Genomic DNA, 19,827 nt, shown 5'->3' with positions numbered 1-19,827 from the left:
GGACAACGATTATCCTGATTGCCGGAATGCGCGGGCTCGCCCTCCCCTGGGCGGCTTTATCGGGCCTGGTGCCCAACTGATCGCAGGCGGCCGGGTCGCCGACCTGTTCGAGCCCGCTTTCCAACCCGCGTCGGGGCGTTCGGAGCGCGGCTGTCGGCCCGCCGACGCTGGCGTGCACGATGGAATTCGATGCCGTATGGATGGAGTGGAGTGGATAAGAGGGTATGCCGACCCGCTGGTCCGAATGGGAGGGCAAATTCCACCAGACTCGTAGGTGATATCGGTTGACGGTCTGCGCAGCTGTCCGGTTCGAGCGCTTGGGGCCGCTACGGCGGCTGTGGGTGAGTAAGGACCGCTTTTGCGGAAACTCCTATGCAATTTACGGGCCCCCGGATTAATCGACGATGCGATAGCATTGATGTCGATCGCGGAGACCCGATCCAAGCGGATTGATCATCTTCAGGGATCGCGTCGCGACCGCCGAGCGAACGTTCGTCGGTCTCGCCACCCTCCAGTGGTCGGCTCCCATCGGCTACCGACCGCGGAGGGACGATTGGTCCGGCTTCCGATGCCCGTCAGGGTCAGCCGAGTCGACGCGGGACCAGCGTTGCGAAGCGCGGCTGTCGCGATGCTGGTCTGTGTGATGCTGGGCGGCAGCCTGGTCGCCACCGTTCGGGTGATCCGGTCCGGTGACCCGGAGACCACGCTCTTCGTCGCGACCGCGCTGGCGCTTGTCTGTTCCTACGGCACCGCCGGGATGATCCTGATCGGGTCGACCGCCAACCCGTTGACCGGCATGCTGTTCTTCGCCGTCGCGATGGTCTGGTTGGCCCGTGGCATCGGGCCGCTGCAAGGCGTCTCGGGCACCGGCACGGCCGCCGTCGCGCACGTGCTGATCTGGACTCTCCTGGTGGCCATCCTGGTCACCCAGCCGCACAGCCGTACGCTCACCCGGGCGGACCGCGTCCTGCTGGTGGCCGCGCTCGGCGGGTTGCCGCTGCTGATCGTCGACAGTCGTGCCGCGCCGTCCAGCCCGATCGACCCGTGCCTGGCCTGCCTTCCCGCGCCGGGCTGGGCCACCGAGCCGTACCAGCCGGTGGCCGCGCGGCTGGTGGTCGCGGTGGTGGCGATCTGGCTCGCCGTCCACCTGATCCGGCGCTGGCAGGGCGCCCAACGGATCGTCGCGGTTCCGGGCGTCCTCATCTGTCTGCAGGTGTGCGCGGCGGCGGTGGTGCCCGTCCTGACCACCCCGGCGCACGTGGCCTGGCTGGTGGGCAATGCCGCGGGTGTGGTGCTGCAGATCCTGATACCGCCGCTGATTCTGCTCGCCCTTGCGCGTGGATGGCAGGCCGACGCCGCGCTCTGGGAACGCCGGTACGAGCAGGAGGCGCGGAACGGCCGGCACCGGGCACGCAGCGAGATCGAACGGGATCTGCACGACGGCGCGCAGTTCCGGCTGATCAACGCGACGCTGCTGTTGCAGATGGCGCGCAGGACCATCCGGGACACCGCCGAGGCCGACGCCCACCTGGACACGGCGGTCACCGAGCTGACCATGGCACTGACCGAGTTGCGGCTGCTGAGCCGAGGGCTGCGTCCGCCCGCCCTGGATCGGCGTGAGCTGCACGAGGCGCTTGCCGCGTTGACCGTCAACACGCCGGTGACGGTGCGGATCGAGGGGCGGCCTCGTCTGGTTCCCCGTGAGGTGGCGGAAGCCGCCTACTTCGTCGTGGCGGAGGCGTTGAGCAACGCGGTCCGGCACGGTGGCGCCTCGACGGTGGTGATCCGGATGCGCATGGAGGAGAACTGCCTGCACCTGGAGGTGTGCGACGACGGCTCCGGCTCGACCCGGGCCCTTGACGACGAGGACAGCCTGAGCCACCTCAGCCGCCGCGTGGAAGCGCTTGGTGGTCGGCTGGAACTGGAGAGCCGACCCGGGGTCGGCACGACGCTGCGGACGGTGATCCCGTGCGTATCGTCATCGCAGACGACGCGGTGCTGATCCGGGAGGGCTTGTCAGCCCTCCTGCGGCAGGCCGGGATGACCGTGCTCGCGGCGGTGAAGGACGCGCACGAACTGCTGGACGCGGTGGCCGCGCACCGTCCGGACGCGGCGATCGTCGACATCCGGATGCCCCCGACCTACACCACCGAGGGCCTGGCCGTCGCCGAGCGGATCCGGCGGGACTACCCCGGCATCGCGGTGCTGGTCCTCTCCATGCACATCGAGACGGAGTACGCGCTGGCGATCGTCAACTCCGGCGAGGGCGGCGTCGGATACCTGCTCAAGGAGCGCATCCTCGACGTCGAGCAGGTGGTCACCGCGTTGCGTGAGCTGACGAACGGCGGAGCGGTCATCGATCCGGCCCTGGTCGAGGAGTTGATGGCCCGGCACCGCACGGGCGGCCGGATCGACCGCCTGACCGTCCGGGAGCAGGAGGTGCTGGCACTGATGGCGCAGGGCCTCACCAACCGGGCGATCGCCGACCGCCTGCGTCTGAGCAGCAAGACCATCGAGTCGTACGTGACAAGCATCCTGGAGCGGCTGCAGATCGACGCGGCGGAGGGTGTGCACCGGCGGGTGCGGGCGGTGCTGATGTACCTCCGGTCCAACAGTTCCGCCGGCTGGGGGGCGTAGGGCGGTCGAGCCGGTGGAAATCCGACTCCCGGGCCAGGGATTCCCCGGTACCCGCCCCGTTCGCCGATGGCTACGTTTCAATCACTGTCCGCGTCGCACGCGCAGGGGCGCGTACGACGGCAACTCGGGGGAGAGATGACGCAGAACGGAGCCATGGAAGCGGAGCCGAAGGCCATCGAGGCCGAGGGCGCGGGGTGGCGCCTGGCAACGCGAGTGATCAGAGCGGCGCGCGACGAGGTGCTCGCGCTGATCCCGGCCAACTGTGCGCTGATGTCGGAACCGGACCCGACCCGGGTCGGCTGGTCGGGGGCCGCCCAGGTACGCGCGGTCGTGGCCGGGGAGACCCTACTGGACCGGAGCGCCCGGCTGAAGGCCCTACTGGGCGTCCGGGCCGATGTGCGGAGCGGAAAGCACTCACCGACCCTGATGGTCGTGCTGGACCGCAACCTGGCGATCGTGTCGCGGGGCGGGGCCGCGTCACCGCTGGCGGTTCGCTCGCCCACCGCGGTGCAGGCGCTGGTGACGATCTTCCAGCATCACTGGTCCGAGGCTCGGGCGGATGAGAACAACCTGCACGGCAGGCTCAACCCGTTGCAGCGTGACGTGCTGCGGCGGTTGGCCGGCGGGGCCACCGACGACGTGGTCGCGCGGGCGCTGGCGGTGTCCACCCGCACCGTCCAGCGGCAGGTCACGCAGATCATGCTGATGCTCGGTGCCCGGAGTCGGCTCGAGCTCGGCATCAAGCTGGCCGCGCACGGGCTCTACGAGCGGCCCCCGCTGCCGCAGGCGGCCTGAGGAAGAGTCAAAGGTGGCGGCGCCGGGGGGCGTCGCCACCTTCGTGGTCTCCGAGCGCCGGCACGATTGCCCGGCGCCCGCCCTACGCGCACTCCACCAGGCCGGAGCGGATGGCGGTGACCACCGCCGACGTTCGATTGGTGCAGCCCAGCTTGAGCAACACCCCGGCCACCAGCCGCTTCGCCCCGTGGTCGGAGATCTTGAGGCGTCGCGCGATCTGCTTGTTGCTCAGCCCCTCGACAAGCAGCAACAACGTCTCGTGCTCGCGCGGCGTCAGCTTGATGGGCGCCATCGACGAGGGCGTGCGGCGGATGCCCGCCCGGGCCAGCAGTTGCTGCGCCAGTACCGCGGGCATCGGCACCTCACCGGTCATGATCGCTCGCAGCGCGTTCTCCAGGGTGCGACCGGACAGGTCCTGCTGGAGCAGGAAGCCGTCCACCACGACGCCGTCGGCCAGCACCGCCTCGGCGGCACGGGCGTCGTGGATCAGCATGACGATCTTGCTGTCCGGGGCGATCAGCGCGGCGGCCGCGATGCCGGCGACGCCGTCTGCCGCGTTGACGACGAGCACTTCCGGTCGCTTGTCGACGGCCTCGGTCAGCAGCTCGGGCATCGAGCGGTAGGCGCGGACGGAAGTGGTCATGGCCAGCCCGCGGAGAGCCACGCTGAGGCCGTCCCGCAGGATGTCGTTGATCATTACCAGGCCGATGCGCAGGCTTGCCGACTCGCGGTGCGGATGGTGTTCGACGATCGTCGCGGTCATGACCGCGCTCCTCTCACTCGGAGTCACACGAATCATCGAAACCGACGACGGCACGCTCCATCCAGGACCATGTCTCGTTCCGGACATGCTCCAGCCGGGGGGTCATCCGCCGGGAGAGGTCTCCAGCAGGGTGCCGAGCACCTTGCCGAACTCCGGCGAGGCCAGATAGTTGCGCGCGCCGCGCACCCGGGGATCGCAGTCGAGCGACACCCGCCCGGTGACGCCGGCCGGAGCGGTCCCGGTGGCCAGGAGCAGCGTGTCCTGCACGTCGGTGAGATCCACCCAGGTGGCCGGCCCGGACGCCGGCGGTCCGACGACCGGGGGATGTGGTGCGCCCAGGGTGATCAACGCCGGAGCGGCGGCGCCGGCGTCGGCCAGGGCCAGCGCGGCGGCCACCCCACCCAGACAGTGGCCGATCACGATCTCGGTGTCCGGGCCGAGCGCCGCGCGTACGTCGTCGACCGCCGGGTGCCCGGCCGCCGGGCCGCCGGCGAACGCCCGCACCTGACGCAGGGTCCCGGTCAGCTCCTCGACGGTGAGCCCGCAGAAGTATCGGGACCAGGCCAGGCGGGCGGCCAACGCGTCCTCGCCGACGGGCTCCGCACCGGCTTCGGCGTCGAAGGTGGCGGCCCGCCAGCAGCGCCGCAGCAGTGCCGCCTCGGCGGCCGGATCACCGTCCCCGAGGGCCGGCACGCGGTCCGGGGCGTCGAGGTTGACCAGGGCGGCATCCGGCGCCACCGCCGGATAGCCGGCCAGCGCGAGGCCGTCCTCGATCGAGCTGATCCACTCCCGGCGGACCGAGTCGTCGGAGCGTCGTGGTCCGCCGGTGCCGTGCACGATGAGCAACCGGGACATCCGTTCTCTCCTCTCAGACGAAGCCGGTTCAGGCGACTGCGGGCAGCCGGTAGCCGTACCGTTCGACCCGGTCGGCGAGGTCGGCGAGGTCGTCGTCGGCCCCCGGGCCCTGCCGCCAGGCGTGCAGGTATCGGGTATTGGTGTCCCGGTCCAGGTCGCCGACGTCGAAGGTGGGTGGGATGCCGGCGAAGGCCGCGATGGCATCAAGCGTCCGCCCCGGGTCGTCCATCAGGTCCTCGTAGCGGACGGTGAGCAGCGCGTCGAGGTGCGTGGCGTCGGCCCGGGCCAGTTCGTGGGCGTGCAGCCAGTGCTCGACGAGCTGCCGCACGGTCAGTGCCGGCGTCCACTTCCGGGTGCTCATCGCCACCCCCACCGGATGCCTGGTGACGAGCACGAACCGGGAGCCCGGGAAGAGCCGCTGGAAGAACCGGAACCGCAACAAGTTCGGCGGCGACTTCTCCAGCAGGACCGGACGGTCGGGATCGAGATAGCGGCCCCACTGCTCACGCAGCAGGCGGGCGGTGGCCGGGGTGGCCAGCTCGTGGTGCTCGGTCATGTGCGCCCCGGGCGCGTACGCGAACCGCCCCGGACCGCCATGCTGCTCGTCGTAGGGGCAGACGGTCTGCAGGTACTGACCCTCGTCCATCGGCGCGCCGGTCTGCCGGAACCCGGCCACCTGCGGATTCGTGCCGACAAGCGCGGCCAGCAGGGTGGTGCCGCTGCGGTGCATGCCGCCCATGAACAGAAAGCGCCCGGGTGTCACCTGGTCTCCGTGAGGCTGTCGGTGTGCAGGGCCTCGCCGACCGCGCGGCCGAGGGTCTCGTACGCCGGGGCCCACGCGACGAAGCTGCCCCGCCGCCGGGTCGGCAGCGGATCGGGGTGGCTCAGGTAACCGCCGCCGGTCGCGGTGACGAGCGCCCGCCCGGCGGCGGTGTCCCAGTCGTAAACGTCCGCGTTGGCGGCCAGGTCGGCGCGGCCGGCCGCGACGTACGCCAGTGCCAGCGCGGACGAACCGAGCCGTCGTACGTCCGCGGCGGCGGTGAGCAGCGCGGCCAGCAGATCGGTCTCGGCGCGGGCCGGCGGCCCGCCGGCGTTCGGGATGTCGCACAGCACGAGCGGCGGCGCCGACGGCGCGGACGTACGCCCGGACAGCCGGGCGCCGTTCAGCCACGCGTAGCCGTCGGCCGCGGTGAACAGCTCCTCGTGCACCGGGTCGTAGACGCAGCCGCCCACGGTACGACCGGCGATCCGCAGGCCGATCGAGACGCAGAAGAACGGGATGCCCCGGACGAAGTTGTAGGTGCCGTCGATCGGGTCGACGAGCCACACCGGATCGTCCGCCCCGACGGCGGGGCCGTGCTGCCGGCCGCCTTCCTCACCCACCACCGTCGAGTTCGCGGCAGCGCCACGCAACGCGGCGCGGATCAGCTCCTCGGCGGCCAGGTCGGCCTCGGTCACGACGTCGTGGGCCGCCTCCTTCGTGGATGCCTCCATCGGAGCGCCGAACCGCTGCCGGAGCAGCCGGCCGGCGTCGACCGCGGACTGCGCCGCCACGTCGATGAGGTCCTGCACGGTGCTGGTCACGGCGCCACGCTAGCCGCGTCCCCCGCGGTGCCGCGCTGCCCGGACGTGTCAGCCGTCCGGGCATGCCCATTCGTCGTGGCCGATCGAGGCTCCCGGGCTCGCCGCCGGATCCCGAGCATGGGCGGAAGCGGCCCGCGGTCGGCGTGACCGGTGCACCGGCCGCACCCGAGAGGCGGAGCGATGGCAGAAAGTTCAGGCGGCGGCCGACGTTTCGGGCGTTCTCCCGACCGGCCGCGTGGTGCTCAGCACTGGGCCGCTGAGCAGGAAGTGATCGGACCCGGCCTGCAGGCCGTCATGCTCTGGGCACAGTTGTGCGTCGAGTCCGCCGCCGGCGCGGTCCTGGTCGACTCGGACGGCAACGAGATCATCGACTTCCAGGGGGCCGGCGGGGTCAACTCGATCGGCCACGCCAACCCACGCCTGATCGCCGCCCTCACCGCCGAGCTGGCCACCGCGCCGGCCGGGGCGTTCGGGTCGGCCGGCCGCCGGGCGATGGCCGAGTCGCTGCGTGAGTTCCTGCCGCCGCCACTGGACCGGATCCAGCTCTACAGCGGTGGCACCGAGGCGGTGGAAGCGGCGCTGCGGCTGGCCAAGTCGGTCACCGGCAAGCACGAGTTCCTGTCGTTCTGGGGTGGCTTCCACGGCAAGACGCTCGGCAGCCTGGCGCTCACCGCCGGGGCGCGGGCCGGCCTCGGGCCGCTGCCCCCCGGCTATTTCAGCGCGCCGTACGCCAACTGCTACCACTGCCCGCTCAAGATGACGTTCCCGAGCTGCGGCTTCGCTTGCGTGGAGACGGTGCGGGACACCATCAAGGAGAACTCCACCGGCGCGCTGGCGGCCCTCGTCGTCGAGCCGGTGCAGGGCCGGTCGGGAAACGTGGTGCCGCCACCGGGCTACCTGAACGCGCTGGCCTCGGTCGCCGACGAGTTCGACGCGCTGCTGATCGTCGACGAGATGATGACCGGTTTCGGCCGTACCGGTGAGTCGTTCGCCTTCCTGCGTGACGAGGTGGCGCCGGACATCGTCACGGTCGGCAAGGGGATGGGCGCCGGATACCCGGTCACCGGGGTGATCTCCACCGCGGAGCTGATGGCCGCCAGCCCGTTCTCCGACCCGAGCGCCAGCTCGTCCAGCTTCGGCGCGTTCCCGCTGGCCTGCCGGGCGGTCGCCACCACCACGGACGTCCTGGTCGACGAGGACCTGCCCACCCGGGTGGGCAAGCTCGGCGCCGAGATGCTCGCGGCGCTCGAACCGCTCGTCGACGAGTCCCCACTCGTCGGCGACGTCCGGGGCGCCGGGTTCGCGATCGGCATCGAGCTGGTCGCCGACAAGCAGTCCCGCCGGCCGCTGGACAAGGGCACCTTCCGGGAGACATTCCTGGCGTTGCTCGACGCCGGGGTGCTGGTGATGACCGGGGGCACCACCCTGCGCCTCTACCCACCGCTGAACGTGGACGCGGAGCTGGCCGAGCAGGCCGTCGAGATCATTCGCCGCGTGTTGATCGACGGCGCGGCGCCACAGCACCTTGAGGAGGGACCGGCATGAGGATCGCCGTCATCGGCTTCGGCACCGCGGGGGAAGGGCGACTGCACGCATACCGTACGGTCACCGCCGGCCGGGTCGTCGCGGTGCTCGACCCGTCACCGGAGCGGCGGGCCCGCGCCCGGCGGCTCGACCCCGGCCTGGCCACCTACACGACGTTGGCCGAGCTGCTCGCCGCCCAGCCGGTGGACGCGGTCGACATCTGCACCCCACCGAACCACCACGTCGAGCTGGAACGCGAAGCGCTCGCCGCCGGTCTGCACGTGATCTGCGAGAAGCCGGTCGCGGTGCGCACCGACGAGGCACTCGACCTGATCAACCTGGCCCGGGACCGGGGCCTGCTGCTCTACCCCGCGCACAACTACGGGTTCTCGCCGATGATGCGGGTGCTCACCGGCGCGGTCACCGGCGGTCGGCTCGGCGGTCCGCTGCGGGCCCGGTTCCGGATCGCCCGTGACTCGCACGCCCGCGGGGTGCCGGGATGGCAACCGGACTGGCGTCGGGACATCTCGGTGGCCCGGGGCGGGATCATGCTCGACCACGGGACGCACTGCGCGTACATGGCGACCCAGATCTTCGGCGAGGCGCCGCGGACGGTCTCCTGCGTCGCGCAGTGGGCGGACGGCGGCGCCGCCGACGGGATGGACGTGGCCGCCCGGCTGGACCTGGATTTCGGCGACGGCGGGACCTGCGAGATCGACCTGAGCTGGGTCAGTGACACCCGGTCGAACCGCTATCTGGTCAGCGGCCCGGACGGCACGGCCGACGTGCACGACGGGGTGGCCGAGGTGCGTACGGCGGGCGGGGTGGAGCGCACCGACCTGGCCCCGCCGACCCGCGACCAGACCCACCAGGAGTGGTTCGGCGGCATGTTCGCCGACTTCGCCGGCCTGATCGCCACGGGCACCGGCTGGGACCGGCCGATGCGGGAGGTCGTCACCACGACGGCGCTGATCGAGGCGGCCTACCGGTCGGCCGGCCGCGGTGGAGAGCCGGTCGTCCCGGCCGGCCTCTCGGCCGCGGAAGCGCGGTGACGGCCACCGAGATCCGGCTCAGCGTGGCGATCATGCACCACCCGCGCCGACGGGAGCGCATCCCACCGCTGGTGCGTGACTGCGCCCCGCTGGCCGCCCGGGTGGTGACCGACCCGGAACCGGACGGGTTGCCCAGCCCGTTGCGTACCGCGAAGGTGGCCTGGCGCTCGGTCGCCGCCGGCGCCACCCACCACCTGGTGTTGCAGGACGACATCCGGCTGATCCGGGGCTTCGCCACCCAGGTGCACCGGGCGATCGCGGCCCGTCCGGAACACGGGATCTCGCTCTACTCGCACTGGGACAGCCCGCAGAACTCGTACCTGGTCCGCCGCGCGGTGATTGCCGGTTGGCCGTTCGCGCCGCTGTCGCGGGTCGAGTGGACCCCCACCCAGGGGTTCGTCCTGCCGGTGACGTTGGCCCGGCAGTTGGCCGACTACCTGGCTGGCATTCCGGACGACGTCAAGGACGACGACGAGATGGTGGTGATGTTCTGCCGGGAGGCCGGCATCCCGGTCGTCGGGACCGTGCCGCACCTGGTCGACCACCGGTTCGATCCGACGATCGTCGGGCATCCGGGCCGGTTCCACGCCACCGTGTTCCTGCCGGCCCCGGCGCTGTCGTCGGCGTACTGGCAGTTCAGCGCGAGCGCCGAGGAGGCCCTGGGCCGGCGGTGCCGCTTCGACGAGAAGCTGCCCTACACCGTGCAGCTGCATCGCAACCGCTGCCTGCTGCGACCGCTGCGGCCGGGCACCGGGGAACCTGTCGAACACGGTTTCGGCTGGTACTGGGCTGATCACTGCGGCCTGGTCGGGGTGACCGTGAGCCAGGTGGTGGACGGGTTCGACCGGCTGCTCGAGGTGACCGGCCTGCCGCCGGGTCTGCACTGGCGACTCGCCCTTGAGGTGTGGGCGGCCGGCTACCTGCTCGGCGCGGACGCGGTGACGGTCCGCCGTAAGGAGGCGGACGGGGTCTGGCCCCCGGCGGCGGTCGGGGCCGGGCTCGCCCAGGCCGCGATGACCAGTTGGATCACCTCCGGCCTGGCGGAGCCGGACGCCACCGCTCTGACCGACGAACAGCGGGCGGCGCTGGTCGCGGTCGGCCTGGCCGGGGTGTCGCAGGGGTGGCTCGGCGGCTGGCAGGAGACGCCGTGACGGCCTGGCATACCTGTTCGGCTACCCCAACCGCCCGCTCGATCGAGCCTTCTGCATCTGCCGGATCCGGCGGGACGCTGGTCCGGCACGTCACCGACACGCGGGGGAGCGCCTGATGCCCGATCACGAAACCTTCGTCGACCTGCTGCAGGAGCGTGCCGCCAGCCACCCGGAGCGACCGGCGTTGATCTTCGACGCCGACCCCGGACCGGGCGACGCCGCGGTGCGTACGGTGTCGTGGGCCGACCTGGCCGCCCGGGCCCGGCAGATCGCCGCGCTGCTCGCCGGCACCGTCCGCCCCGGTGACCGGGTGCTCGTGCTGAACGAGCCCGGCACCGCCTTCGCGGAGAACTTCCTCGGCGTCCAGCACGCCGGGGCGATCCCGGTGCCGGCCCCGCTGCCGGACGGATACCGTCGGCAACGGGACCGGCTGGCCGGCATCGCCCACAACGCCCGGGTGGCCGCCGTGGTCACCGACGCCGCGGCCCTCGACGCGGTCCGCGACTGGGCGGCCGAGTGCGGGCTGTCCGACGTGCCGTGCCTGGCCTTCGACGACGTTCCCGCGGACCGGACGACGGCGTGGCGGCGGCCGGAAATCGACGGGTCCACCATCGCCTTCCTGCAGTACACCTCCGGCTCCACGAGCGACCCCAAGGGCGTCGTCGTGGACCACGCCAACCTGGTGCCCAACCTGCGGGCGTTCAACGAGATCCTGGGTGGCGGCGAGGGCGTACGGGTCGGCGGCTGGCTGCCCATGTATCACGACTTCGGCCTCATCGGACAGTTGTTGGCGCCGCTCTCGCGGGGCGGGTGCAGCGTCGGGATGTCGGCCACCACGTTCCTCAAACGCCCCGTCACCTGGCTCCGGCTGATCGAGCGGCACGACGTCGAGATCTCCCCGGCGCCGAACTTCGCGTACGACCTGTGCACCCGACGGATCACCGACGAGCAGATCGCCGGCCTCGACCTGTCCCGGTGGAAGCGCGCGGTCAACGGCTCGGAACCGGTGCAGGCGACCACCCTGGCCGCGTTCGGCAGGCGATTCGCCGCCGCCGGGCTGCGACCGGAGGCCATCTGTCCCGGGTACGGCCTGGCCGAGATCACGCTCAGCGTCAGCGGCGCCACCATCGGTCGCCCGCCGGTGGTGCTCACGGTCGACGCCGAACAGCTGGAACGACACGTCGTGACCCCGGTCGACGACGGCCACCCGGAACCGGTGCGTGACCTGGTCAGCAGCGGCGAGTCCACCCCGGAGTTCGACATCCGGATCGTCGATCCCGCCACCCGGTCGCCGCAGCCGCCGGACCGGATCGGCGAGATCTGGCTGCGTGGCGCCAGCGTGGCCCGGGGCTACTGGGCCAACCCGGAGGCCACCCGGGAGGTGTTCGACAACGAACTGGCCGACGGCGAGGGCGGCTTCCTGCGTACCGGGGACCTGGGCCTGCTGCGCGACGGCCAGCTCTTCGTGACCGGCCGGATCAAGGAGCTGCTGATCGTCAACGGCCGCAACCTGTACCCGCACGACATCGAGGTGGCGGTGCGCGCGGTGGACGAGAGTCTGTCCCGAGGCGTCGGCGCCGCCTTCACCGTCGAGGTGCCGCACGAGGAACTCGTCGTGGTGCAGGAGTGCCGGGCCCGCTCCCTCGACCCGGCGGCCCGCGCCGCCGTGGTCGCCGCGATCCGCCACCTGCTGTCGCGGGAGTTCGGGACCGGCGCGGTGAGCGTGGTGCTGGTCCGACCCGGCACGGTGCCCCGCACCACAAGCGGCAAGATCCAGCGCGGCCTGGCCCGGATGCTCTTCCTGACCGACGCCCTCGGCGCCGAGCACGAGCAGCTCACCGACGGCGCGCGGGCCGCGCGTCGGGCCGGCGACCCGGTGCGGGCCTGAGATGGCCGCGCCCACCCTGCCCCTGGCCGCGACCGTGGCCCGGCAGCTCGACGAGCGGCTCGGCGACCCGGACGACGCCGACGTCGTCTTCAACCACGCCCGGGTCGCCGCCGCGGACGAGATCGAGGCGTTCCCGGCGGAGATCTGCGCGCACCTGGACCGGCTCGGCCTGCCGGCGCACTACGTGCCGGCCGCGTACGGCGGCGAGCTGCGCGGCTTCGACACTCTGGTCCAGGTCCTGCGGGTGATCGCACGCCGGGACCTGACCACAGCCATCGGGCACGGCAAGACGTTCCTCGGCGCGGCCTCGGTCTGGGCCCGGTCGCCGCGGGACGAGGCGGACCTGGCGCAGGCCCGTGCGCTCGCCGGCACGGTCCTGGCCGGGGTGCCGGTCTGCTGGGCACTCACCGAGCCGGGCCACGGCAGCGACCTGCTCGCCGGTGAGGTCTCGGCGGTCCGGCACGACGACGGGTACCGGGTGACCGGTACGAAATGGCTGATCAACAACGCCACCCGGGCCGGTGTGGTGTGCCTGCTGGCGCGGACCGACCCGGCCGGCGGGCCACGGGGGTTCACGGTGCTGCTCGCCGACAAGCGGGAACTTCCCGCGCAGTCGTACCGGTGCCTGCCCGGGGAGCCGACCCACGGCATCCGGGGCGCCGACATCAGCGGGATCGTCCTCGACGACGCGCCGGTGCCGGTGACGGCCCTGGTCGGTGCGCCCGGCGCCGGGCTGGAGACGGTGCTGCGCGCCCTTCAGTTGACCCGTACGACGTGTGCCGCGTTGTCGCTCGGCGCGGCCGACCACGCGCTGGCGCTGGTCCGGCGATACCTGGACGAGCGCCGGCTCTACGGACGGCGGCTGGCCGACGTGCCGTACCTGCGGCGCGGGGTGGGCCGGCTGCACACCGTGCTGTTCCTGGCCGAAGCGGTGACCGCCCTGGTCAGCCGGGCGGTGACGGCGGAGACCGAGGAGCTGGGGGTGCTCGCCCCGGTGCTCAAGGCCCTCGTGCCGACGCTCACCGACGAACTGATCGCCGGGTGCGGCGAGCAGCTCGGTGCCCGCGCGTTCCTCACCGGCATCCCGGACTACGGACGCTTCCAGAAGGTCGAGCGGGACCACCGGATCGTCGGGATCTTCGACGGCAGCACCCCGGTCAACCGCAACGCGCTGATCAACCAGTTCCCGCACCTGGCTCGGGGCTGGCCCGGCGACCCGGTGGACGTGTCCCGCCTACGGTCGCTGGCCGACCTGCGGATACCGGTGCCCGAGCTGGATCCGGACCGGATCTCGCTGGCCGCCGGCCGTGGGTGCCTACCGTTGCGTGGGCTGGCTCCGGCGGTGGCGGCCGTCCGCGCGGCCGGTGGCCCGGCGGCCCGGGCCGAGTCGCTCCTGGCCGCGACCGAGCTGCTGCACACCGAGCTGGCCCGATACCGCCCTCGGCCGCACGACGTGGAAGCCGCCGCCTACGACCTGGCCCACCGGTACGAGCTGTGTGTGGCCGGCGCGAGCGCGGTGCACCTGTGGCTGCACAACCACGAGCACGCCGGCGCCGACCCGCTGTGGGCGGACGGGCTGTGGCTCGACGCGGCGTTGACCTGGGTGCTGCACCGCCTCGGCGCCGCGCCCGACCACCCCGAGAGCTACGACCGGGTGTACGCGGCGCTTCCCCCGGGCCGTCGCCCCTCCGTGCTCGATCTCGACGGCGCCGAGGAGGCGTGATGACCACCGTGCGGGAGTTGGAGAGCCGCTTCGGTGATCCGTGGGACCCGGCGAACCCCCTCGGGAACCGGGCCGTGCTGGCGGCCGACGAGCGGCAGGAGATGTTCGCCGACGGTGAGCGGATGCTCGACGACTTCGGGCTCAACGCCGAGTTCGTGCCGGTCGCCCGGGGCGGCCGGATGGCCGGCCTGGACCGGCTGATCCGGATGATGCGCGCGGTGTTCCGGCGGGACCCCTGCCTGGGCCTCGGTTACGGCGCCAGCTCGTTCATCGCCTCGGTCAACGTGTGGGCCGGCGGCGACGAGGCCCAACAGCGACGGCTGGCGGAGCTGCTGCTCTCCGGCCGGCGGGTGGCGTCGGTCTACCACGAGCTGGCGCACGGCAACGACTTCGCCCGGGTGGACTTCCGGGCCGACCCGGGCCGGCCGGGCGAGCTGCTGCTCACCGGTCGCAAGGAGGTGGTCACCAACGCGCAGCGGTGCAGCGCGATGGTGATCTTCAGTCGCACCTCGGCCGCGGCCGGTGGCCGCAGCCACACCCAGCTGTTCGTGGAGAAGGACGCGCTGCCCCCGGGCGGGCTGCGGTATCTGCCGCGGTTCCCCAGCAGCGGGATGCGCGGGGTGCAGCTCGGCGGGATCGAGCTGGACCGGTGCCCGGTCGACGCCGGTGTGGCGCTCGGGCCGCTCGGCTCGGCCATGGAGGTCGCGCTGCGCTCGTTCCAGCTGACCCGGACCGGGCTGCCGGCGATGACGCTCGGCGTGCTGGACACCGGCCTGCGCGCGGTGCTGCGGTTCGGCGAGGACCGGCGGCTGCGCGGGCGGCCGGTGGGCGCCATGCCCGTGGTCCGCACCGCTCTGGCCGAAGCGTTCGTGGACCTGCTGATCGCCGACTGCCTGTCCACCACCGTCGCCCGCGCCGTGCACCTGCTGCCCGAGGACACCAACGCGTACGCCTCGGCCGTCAAGTACGTCGTGTCCGGCCGGTCCATCCGGGCCATGGCCCGGCTCGGCGAGCTGCTCGGCGCGCAGAGTTACCTGCGCACCGGCGAGTACGGCATCTTCCAGAAGTTGCAGCGCGACCTGGCCCCGGCCGGATTCGGGCACGCCGCCCGGATCGCCTGCCTGGCCACCGTCCTCCCGCAGCTCCCCCGGCTGGCCCGGCGCTCCTGGGCGACCGGCCAGGAGCCGCCACCGGCCCTGTACGACCTGGGCGCCGACCTCCCGGCACTGCCGTTCGACCGGCTCCGGATCGCCTCGACCGCCGACCCGCTCACGGCGCAGCTGCTCACCGCCGCAGAGGCGATGCCGGCCGGCGACGACCGGCTGCGCGGCCTGGTCCGGCGGTTCACCGGCGAACTGGCCCGGCTGCGTACGGCGGCGCTCGGCCTGCGCCCGGCGGACCTGGCGATCGGCGGGGACCCGGCGGCGCTCGACCTGACCGCCCGCTACACCACGGTGCTGACCGCCGCGACCTGCCTGAACCTCTGGCTGGCCGAGCAGCGCCGCCCGGGCACCTTCCTGGCCGATCCGGCCTGGGTGACGGCGGCCCTGCTGCGGCTGGCCGACGAGCTGGACGGCACGTCCCGGTCGCTGCCGGCCGCGCTGGCCGGCCCGATCCACGCGGAGCTGACCCGCCGGTACGCCGCCGGCCGGGCCTTCGACCTGTCCGACAGCGTGCTGCCCGACCTTCCAAGGAGCCGGAATTGACCATCTTGCCGAACCACCGGGCCGCCGGACAGCTCCGTCCGTGGCTACAGGACCGCGTCGCCGCTTTCACCGACCGGGACCCGGCCACCATCGACACCGCCGCACCCCTGTCCGACCTGGGCCTCGACTCGGTGTACGCGCTCGCGCTCTGCGGCGAGATCGAGGACCACCTCGGGGTGCCGCTGGAACCGACGATCGTGTGGGACCACCCGAGCATCGACGCGCTCACCGAGTACCTGACCGGCCTGCCGCTGGACGCCGGGACGTGACCGCCCTCGAAGCGGTCTCCGCCTACCTGCCGCCGGAACGGGTGCCGATCGACTCGTTCGCCGGCGAACTGGGACTGACCGACACGCAGATCCGGATGTTCCACCGCTACTACGGACTGGCCGAGGTGCTGCGGGAACCGACCGGCACGATCGCCGACCTGATGCTGAACGCCGCGGCGAAACTGTCCGAGCTGCGGGGCCGCGAATCCCAGGTGCGGTACGTGGTGCAGGCCCGGACCCTCCAGGCGATCGCGCCGTACCCGGAGGATCCGCTGCACGACGTGGTACGGGCCCTCGGCCTGCGGCACGCCCAGGCGTTCGCGGTCACCCAGCACGCCTGCGCCTCGGGTCTGCTCGCCGTCGAGATGGCCGGTCGGCTGCTCGCCGAGGACGGCGAGCCGGACGCGCTGGCCCTGGTCTTCGTCGGGGAGAAGGCGTTCACCCCGTCGGCCCGGATGATCCCGGGCACCGCCCTGATGGGGGAGGGTTGCGCCGCCGTCCTGGTCGGCACCGGCCGGCGCGACCGGCTGCTGTCGTACGCCGCGGCCATGCACGGCGAGTTCAACGCCGGGTTGTCCCTGAGCGCGGAGATGTCCCTGGAGTTCCAGCAGCGCTATCCGGACGCGCTCGCCGAGGTGATCCTGGCGGCGGTGGCGCGCGCCGGGATCACCGTCACGGACCTGGACCTGGTGCTGCCGCACAACGTGAACCGGGTGTCCTGGGTGCGGGTGGCGCGCAAGGTCGGCATCCCGGTGGAACGCCTGTTCCTGGACAACATGCCGGTCACCGGCCACTGCTTCTGCGCCGACTCCTTCCTCAACTACGTGGCGGCCCGCGACCTGGGCCGGTTACGGCCCGGCGACCGCTACCTGATGGCCGCGGTCGGGCTGGGCTCGACCTTCGCCGCCGCGGTCTTCGAGCACTGATAGGACGCTATGACGACGACACAGGAACCTTTCGTCAGACGGCTGCGGACGGCGCTGCTGGGCACCGACCGGACCCCCCTGGTGTTCCTCGGCAACTTCGAGGTCGAGCAGCGGTGGGGCGGTGACGAGCCGGGCCTGCCCCGGGTCGCGCTGACCGCGGGTGACGCGATGGTGAACCGGATGGACGAGTTCGCCCTGCTGCTGGCCGGTCCGGACGACCACGTGGTGCTCAAGGACCAGCCGGACCCGGAGCACCTGGCCCACCTGGAGAAACTCGGGGCCGCCCTGCCGCATCTGCTGGTCACCGACCGGCAGGACCCGCACCACACGGTGACCCAGGACGCGCTGGACAGCCCGGCCCTGCTGACCCGGCTGTCCGCCCTGGCCGGGGCGGCGGCGATCGTCCCGCACGGCGTCTCCGCGGACGAGGAGGCGCTCGCCGCGCGTACCGGGGTGGCGCTGGCCGGGTCGCCGGCGGCCGTCTGCAAGGCCGTCAACGGCAAGATCTACAGCCGGCGGATCGCCACCGAGCTGGGGCTGCGCCAGTCCGCGGGCTGGACCTGCGAGACCATCGAGGAACTGGACGAGGCGGTGGAACACGCGCGGGCTCTGCTCGCGGCCGGGCGGCCGGTGGTGCTCAAGGACTCGTACGGGGTGTCCGGCAAGGGCCTGCTGCTGATCCGGGACGAGGCGCGCCTGGACCAGATCCACCGGACGCTGCGTCGCCGGGCCGACCGTTCCGGCGACCACCGGCTGGCGCTGCTGGTCGAGGAGTGGGTCGCCAAGACCACCGACCTCAACTACCAGTTCACCGTGTTCCGCGACGGCGGGGTGCACTTCGACTTCGTCAAGGAGGCGGTCACCGCCAACGGCGTACACAAGGGGCACCGGATGCCGGCGGGGCTGACCGCGCGGCAGCTCGCGGCCGTGACGCACAGCGCCGCGGCGCTCGGCGCCCGGCTCACCCGCGACGGCTACCACGGCGTGGTCGGGGTGGACGCGATGCTCGACCCGGAGGGCGGCGTCTACCCGGTCGTGGAGATCAACGCGCGGCACAACATGTCCACCTATCAGGTCGGGCTCCAGGAACACCTGGTGCCGGCGGGCTGGTGCGCGCTGGCCCGGCAGTATCCGCTGCGCCTGGCCCGGCCGCTCCGCTTCGGCGAGGTCCGTGACGGGCTCGGGCCGTGGCTGCTGGGCGACGCCGGCCGGGCCGGAATGGTGGTGCAGAACTTCTCGACGGTGAACGCCCTGGTGCGGGAAGGCACGGGGGCCGCCGACGGCCGCCTGTACGGCTTCCTGACCGCGCCGACGACCGACGAGTTGATGGCGATGGACGGGGAGATCGCGGGCCGCCTGGCGGCCGTGGCGGAAGGAACACGACGGTGACCGGAGAAGTGGCGATCCAGGGCGTTGCGATGTCCGAACTGGCCGAGCGGTTCGGCACGCCCCTCTACGTGTACGACGGGGACAGCCTGCGTGGGCAGTACCTGGGGTTGCGCGAGCGGCTGCACCCGGCGATGGAGATCTTCTATTCGCTCAAGGCCAACCCGAACGTGGCCGTCTGCGCCCTGCTCGGCGCGCAGGGCGCCCGGGCGGAGGTGTCGTCCATGGTGGAGCTGCGCACCGCGCTCGCCGCCGGGGTGGCCCCGGGCGACATCATCTTCCTGGGCCCCGGCAAGAGCCGCGCCGAACTTGAGGCGTGCCTGTCCGAGGGCGTCTTCGCGCTTGTCTGCGAGTCGTTCGGGGAGCTGGCGCTGATCGACGAGCTGGCCCGGGAGCGGGGCGTCATCGCCCCGGTGATGCTGCGGGTCAACCCGAGCTTCGCGGTCAAGGGCTCCGGCCTCACCATGGGCGGCAAGCCGCGCCAGTTCGGGATCGACGAGCAGCAGCTCTTCGACGAGGTCGACCTGGTCAAGAACCATCCCGGGGTACGCGTCCTGGGCGTGCACGCCTACCTGGGGACCCGCATCCTCGATCCCGAGGTGGTCGCCGAGAACGCCCGCCGGATCATCGACCTGGCCGAGCGGCTCGCCGAGCGGCTGGACTTCGTCCTGGAGGCGGTCGACGTGGGCGGTGGCCTCGGCGTGGCCTACTTCCCCGGCGAACCGGACCTCGACCCGGCCGCGGTCGCCGGCCTGCTCAACCCGGTAGTCGAGGCGTTCCAGGCCGCGCACCCCGGGGCCCGGCTGCTGCTGGAGTTGGGCCGCTACCTGACCGCGCCGTGCGGCACGTACGTCACCCGGGTGCGGTACGTGAAGAGTTCCATGGGGGAGCGTTTCGCGGTCACCGACGGCGGCACCAACCACCACATGGCGGCCGTCGGCATCGGCTCCTACGTCAAGCGCAACTTCCCGATGCGGCTGCTCAACCGGGCCGGCACGGACGCCGCCCCGTGGAACGTCACCGGCCCGCTGTGCACGCCGAACGACACCGTCGGCCGCAACGTGGAACTGCCCGAGCTGCGGCCGGGCGACCTGGTCGGCGTGCTGCGCTCCGGCGCGTACGGCCCGAGCGCCTCACCTGTGCTCTTCCTCAGCCACGGCCACCCGGCCGAGGTGCTCGTGGACGGCGGCCGGGCCCGCCTGGTCCGCCGCCGCGACACCGTCGAGGACCTGCTCGGACCGCAGATCCTCGACTGACGACCCATCCCGACCGGCACACACAGGAGGACCGCCATGACCATGGCTTCGGAGGCCACCGTCGACCGCGCCGCGGTCGTCGACCACGTGATCGACGCCGTTGTCGCGGTGCTGAACCGCGACTCGGTCCAGGTGACCGAGCAGACCCGGCTGATGGACGAGCTGGGCCTGGACTCCACGAACGTTCTCGAGCTGCTGATGCACATCGAGGACCGGCTGGACGTCGTGATCGACTCGGACACGCTGGAGCAGCACCACTTCGAATCGGTCGGCAGCCTCGCCGACTACATCCTCGAGCAGGGCCTGGCCTGA

At 72.4% G+C, this 19,827-nt stretch carries 18 protein-coding genes; 14 read left to right on the top strand and 4 right to left on the bottom strand.

Annotated elements, in window-relative coordinates; genetic code table 11:
* Window positions 1-628: 628 nt before the first annotated feature.
* The 3 genes from O7613_RS24415 to O7613_RS24405 all read left to right on the top strand — a co-directional run bounded on the left by O7613_RS24415 (window position 629) and on the right by O7613_RS24405 (window position 3,432).
* Window positions 629-2,002, top strand: coding sequence for a histidine kinase (locus tag O7613_RS24415; protein WP_281586042.1), 1,374 nt, complete (start codon window positions 629-631; stop codon window positions 2,000-2,002).
* A complete protein-coding gene (locus O7613_RS24410; RefSeq protein WP_281586043.1) occupies window positions 1,969-2,637 on the top strand; it encodes a response regulator transcription factor in 669 nt (222 codons plus the stop codon). Before O7613_RS24415 ends, O7613_RS24410 begins: the two co-directional genes overlap by 34 nt.
* A 135-nt stretch (window positions 2,638-2,772) precedes the next feature.
* Window positions 2,773-3,432: a LuxR C-terminal-related transcriptional regulator gene (locus O7613_RS24405; protein ID WP_281586045.1), complete on the top strand. Its 660-nt coding sequence runs from the start codon at window positions 2,773-2,775 to the stop codon at window positions 3,430-3,432.
* Window positions 3,433-3,514: 82 nt separating this feature from the next.
* Here O7613_RS24405 and O7613_RS24400 read toward each other — a convergent pair whose 3' ends face one another.
* From O7613_RS24400 to O7613_RS24385, 4 genes are all read right to left on the bottom strand, one after another.
* On the bottom strand, window positions 3,515-4,195 hold the full coding sequence (locus O7613_RS24400) for a response regulator transcription factor (RefSeq protein WP_281586046.1): 681 nt from the start codon (window positions 4,193-4,195) through the stop codon (window positions 3,515-3,517).
* 102 nt (window positions 4,196-4,297) lie between these two features.
* Window positions 4,298-5,050 carry a hypothetical protein gene (locus tag O7613_RS24395; RefSeq protein ID WP_282290185.1) on the bottom strand — a complete coding sequence of 251 codons (753 nt, stop codon included), beginning with the start codon at window positions 5,048-5,050 and terminating at the stop codon, window positions 4,298-4,300.
* Between the two features lie 28 nt (window positions 5,051-5,078).
* Window positions 5,079-5,813: a sulfotransferase gene (locus O7613_RS24390; protein ID WP_282290183.1), complete on the bottom strand. Its 735-nt coding sequence runs from the start codon at window positions 5,811-5,813 to the stop codon at window positions 5,079-5,081.
* On the bottom strand, window positions 5,810-6,634 hold the full coding sequence (locus O7613_RS24385; RefSeq protein WP_281586050.1) for an inositol monophosphatase family protein: 825 nt from the start codon (window positions 6,632-6,634) through the stop codon (window positions 5,810-5,812). The genes O7613_RS24390 and O7613_RS24385 overlap by 4 nt, the downstream gene beginning before the upstream one ends.
* A gap of 267 nt (window positions 6,635-6,901) precedes the next feature.
* On the opposite strand from O7613_RS24385, the gene O7613_RS24380 reads away from it, so the two are divergent.
* The 11 genes from O7613_RS24380 to O7613_RS24330 all read left to right on the top strand — a co-directional run bounded on the left by O7613_RS24380 (window position 6,902) and on the right by O7613_RS24330 (window position 19,827).
* Window positions 6,902-8,179, top strand: coding sequence for an aspartate aminotransferase family protein (locus tag O7613_RS24380; protein ID WP_282290180.1), 1,278 nt, complete (start codon window positions 6,902-6,904; stop codon window positions 8,177-8,179).
* A complete protein-coding gene (locus O7613_RS24375) occupies window positions 8,176-9,210 on the top strand; it encodes a Gfo/Idh/MocA family oxidoreductase (protein ID WP_282290179.1) in 1,035 nt (344 codons plus the stop codon). Before O7613_RS24380 ends, O7613_RS24375 begins: the two co-directional genes overlap by 4 nt.
* Complete coding sequence (locus tag O7613_RS24370; RefSeq protein ID WP_281586054.1) at window positions 9,207-10,361, top strand: hypothetical protein; 1,155 nt, start codon at window positions 9,207-9,209, stop codon at window positions 10,359-10,361. Before O7613_RS24375 ends, O7613_RS24370 begins: the two co-directional genes overlap by 4 nt.
* Window positions 10,362-10,476: 115 nt before the next feature.
* Window positions 10,477-12,249 (top strand): fatty acyl-AMP ligase, encoded by a 1,773-nt coding sequence (locus O7613_RS24365; protein ID WP_282290177.1) that lies wholly within the window; start codon window positions 10,477-10,479, stop codon window positions 12,247-12,249.
* A 1-nt stretch (window position 12,250) separates the two neighbouring features.
* A complete protein-coding gene (locus O7613_RS24360) occupies window positions 12,251-13,972 on the top strand; it encodes an acyl-CoA dehydrogenase family protein (RefSeq protein WP_281586057.1) in 1,722 nt (573 codons plus the stop codon).
* Window positions 13,972-15,678 (top strand): acyl-CoA dehydrogenase family protein, encoded by a 1,707-nt coding sequence (locus O7613_RS24355; protein WP_282290175.1) that lies wholly within the window; start codon window positions 13,972-13,974, stop codon window positions 15,676-15,678. The genes O7613_RS24360 and O7613_RS24355 overlap by 1 nt, the downstream gene beginning before the upstream one ends.
* The gene (locus O7613_RS24350) at window positions 15,675-15,947 is read left to right on the top strand and encodes an acyl carrier protein (protein ID WP_281586060.1); all 273 of its coding nucleotides are present in this window, start codon (window positions 15,675-15,677) and stop codon (window positions 15,945-15,947) included. Before O7613_RS24355 ends, O7613_RS24350 begins: the two co-directional genes overlap by 4 nt.
* Entirely contained in the window at window positions 15,944-16,873 is a 930-nt protein-coding gene (locus tag O7613_RS24345) for a ketoacyl-ACP synthase III family protein (protein WP_282290173.1), read from the top strand. The genes O7613_RS24350 and O7613_RS24345 overlap by 4 nt, the downstream gene beginning before the upstream one ends.
* A 9-nt stretch (window positions 16,874-16,882) precedes the next feature.
* Window positions 16,883-18,262 carry an ATP-grasp domain-containing protein gene (locus O7613_RS24340; RefSeq protein ID WP_282290171.1) on the top strand — a complete coding sequence of 460 codons (1,380 nt, stop codon included), beginning with the start codon at window positions 16,883-16,885 and terminating at the stop codon, window positions 18,260-18,262.
* The gene (lysA, locus tag O7613_RS24335) at window positions 18,259-19,515 is read left to right on the top strand and encodes a diaminopimelate decarboxylase (protein ID WP_281586065.1); all 1,257 of its coding nucleotides are present in this window, start codon (window positions 18,259-18,261) and stop codon (window positions 19,513-19,515) included. Before O7613_RS24340 ends, lysA begins: the two co-directional genes overlap by 4 nt.
* Before the next feature lie 36 nt (window positions 19,516-19,551).
* Window positions 19,552-19,827, top strand: a complete 276-nt coding sequence (locus O7613_RS24330) for an acyl carrier protein (protein ID WP_281586066.1) — start codon at window positions 19,552-19,554, stop codon at window positions 19,825-19,827.

Source organism: Micromonospora sp. WMMD975 (genome assembly GCF_029581215.1).
Classification (GTDB): Bacteria; Actinomycetota; Actinomycetes; order Mycobacteriales; family Micromonosporaceae; genus Micromonospora.
This window is presented reverse-complemented; position numbering and strand designations above follow the sequence as displayed.

What these genes read in the sequence shown, in the direction of transcription:
- O7613_RS24415 (WP_281586042.1), top strand. Translation starts at nt 629, where the DNA reads ATGCTGGTCTGTGTGATGCTGGGCGGCAGCCTGGTCGCCACCGTTCGG.
- O7613_RS24405 (WP_281586045.1), top strand. Translation starts at nt 2,773, where the DNA reads ATGACGCAGAACGGAGCCATGGAAGCGGAGCCGAAGGCCATCGAGGCC.
- O7613_RS24400 (WP_281586046.1), bottom strand. Translation starts at nt 4,195, where the DNA reads ATGACCGCGACGATCGTCGAACACCATCCGCACCGCGAGTCGGCAAGC.
- O7613_RS24395 (WP_282290185.1), bottom strand. Translation starts at nt 5,050, where the DNA reads ATGTCCCGGTTGCTCATCGTGCACGGCACCGGCGGACCACGACGCTCC.
- O7613_RS24375 (WP_282290179.1), top strand. Translation starts at nt 8,176, where the DNA reads ATGAGGATCGCCGTCATCGGCTTCGGCACCGCGGGGGAAGGGCGACTG.
- O7613_RS24365 (WP_282290177.1), top strand. Translation starts at nt 10,477, where the DNA reads ATGCCCGATCACGAAACCTTCGTCGACCTGCTGCAGGAGCGTGCCGCC.
- O7613_RS24360 (WP_281586057.1), top strand. Translation starts at nt 12,251, where the DNA reads ATGGCCGCGCCCACCCTGCCCCTGGCCGCGACCGTGGCCCGGCAGCTC.
- O7613_RS24355 (WP_282290175.1), top strand. Translation starts at nt 13,972, where the DNA reads ATGACCACCGTGCGGGAGTTGGAGAGCCGCTTCGGTGATCCGTGGGAC.
- O7613_RS24340 (WP_282290171.1), top strand. Translation starts at nt 16,883, where the DNA reads ATGACGACGACACAGGAACCTTTCGTCAGACGGCTGCGGACGGCGCTG.
- O7613_RS24330 (WP_281586066.1), top strand. Translation starts at nt 19,552, where the DNA reads ATGACCATGGCTTCGGAGGCCACCGTCGACCGCGCCGCGGTCGTCGAC.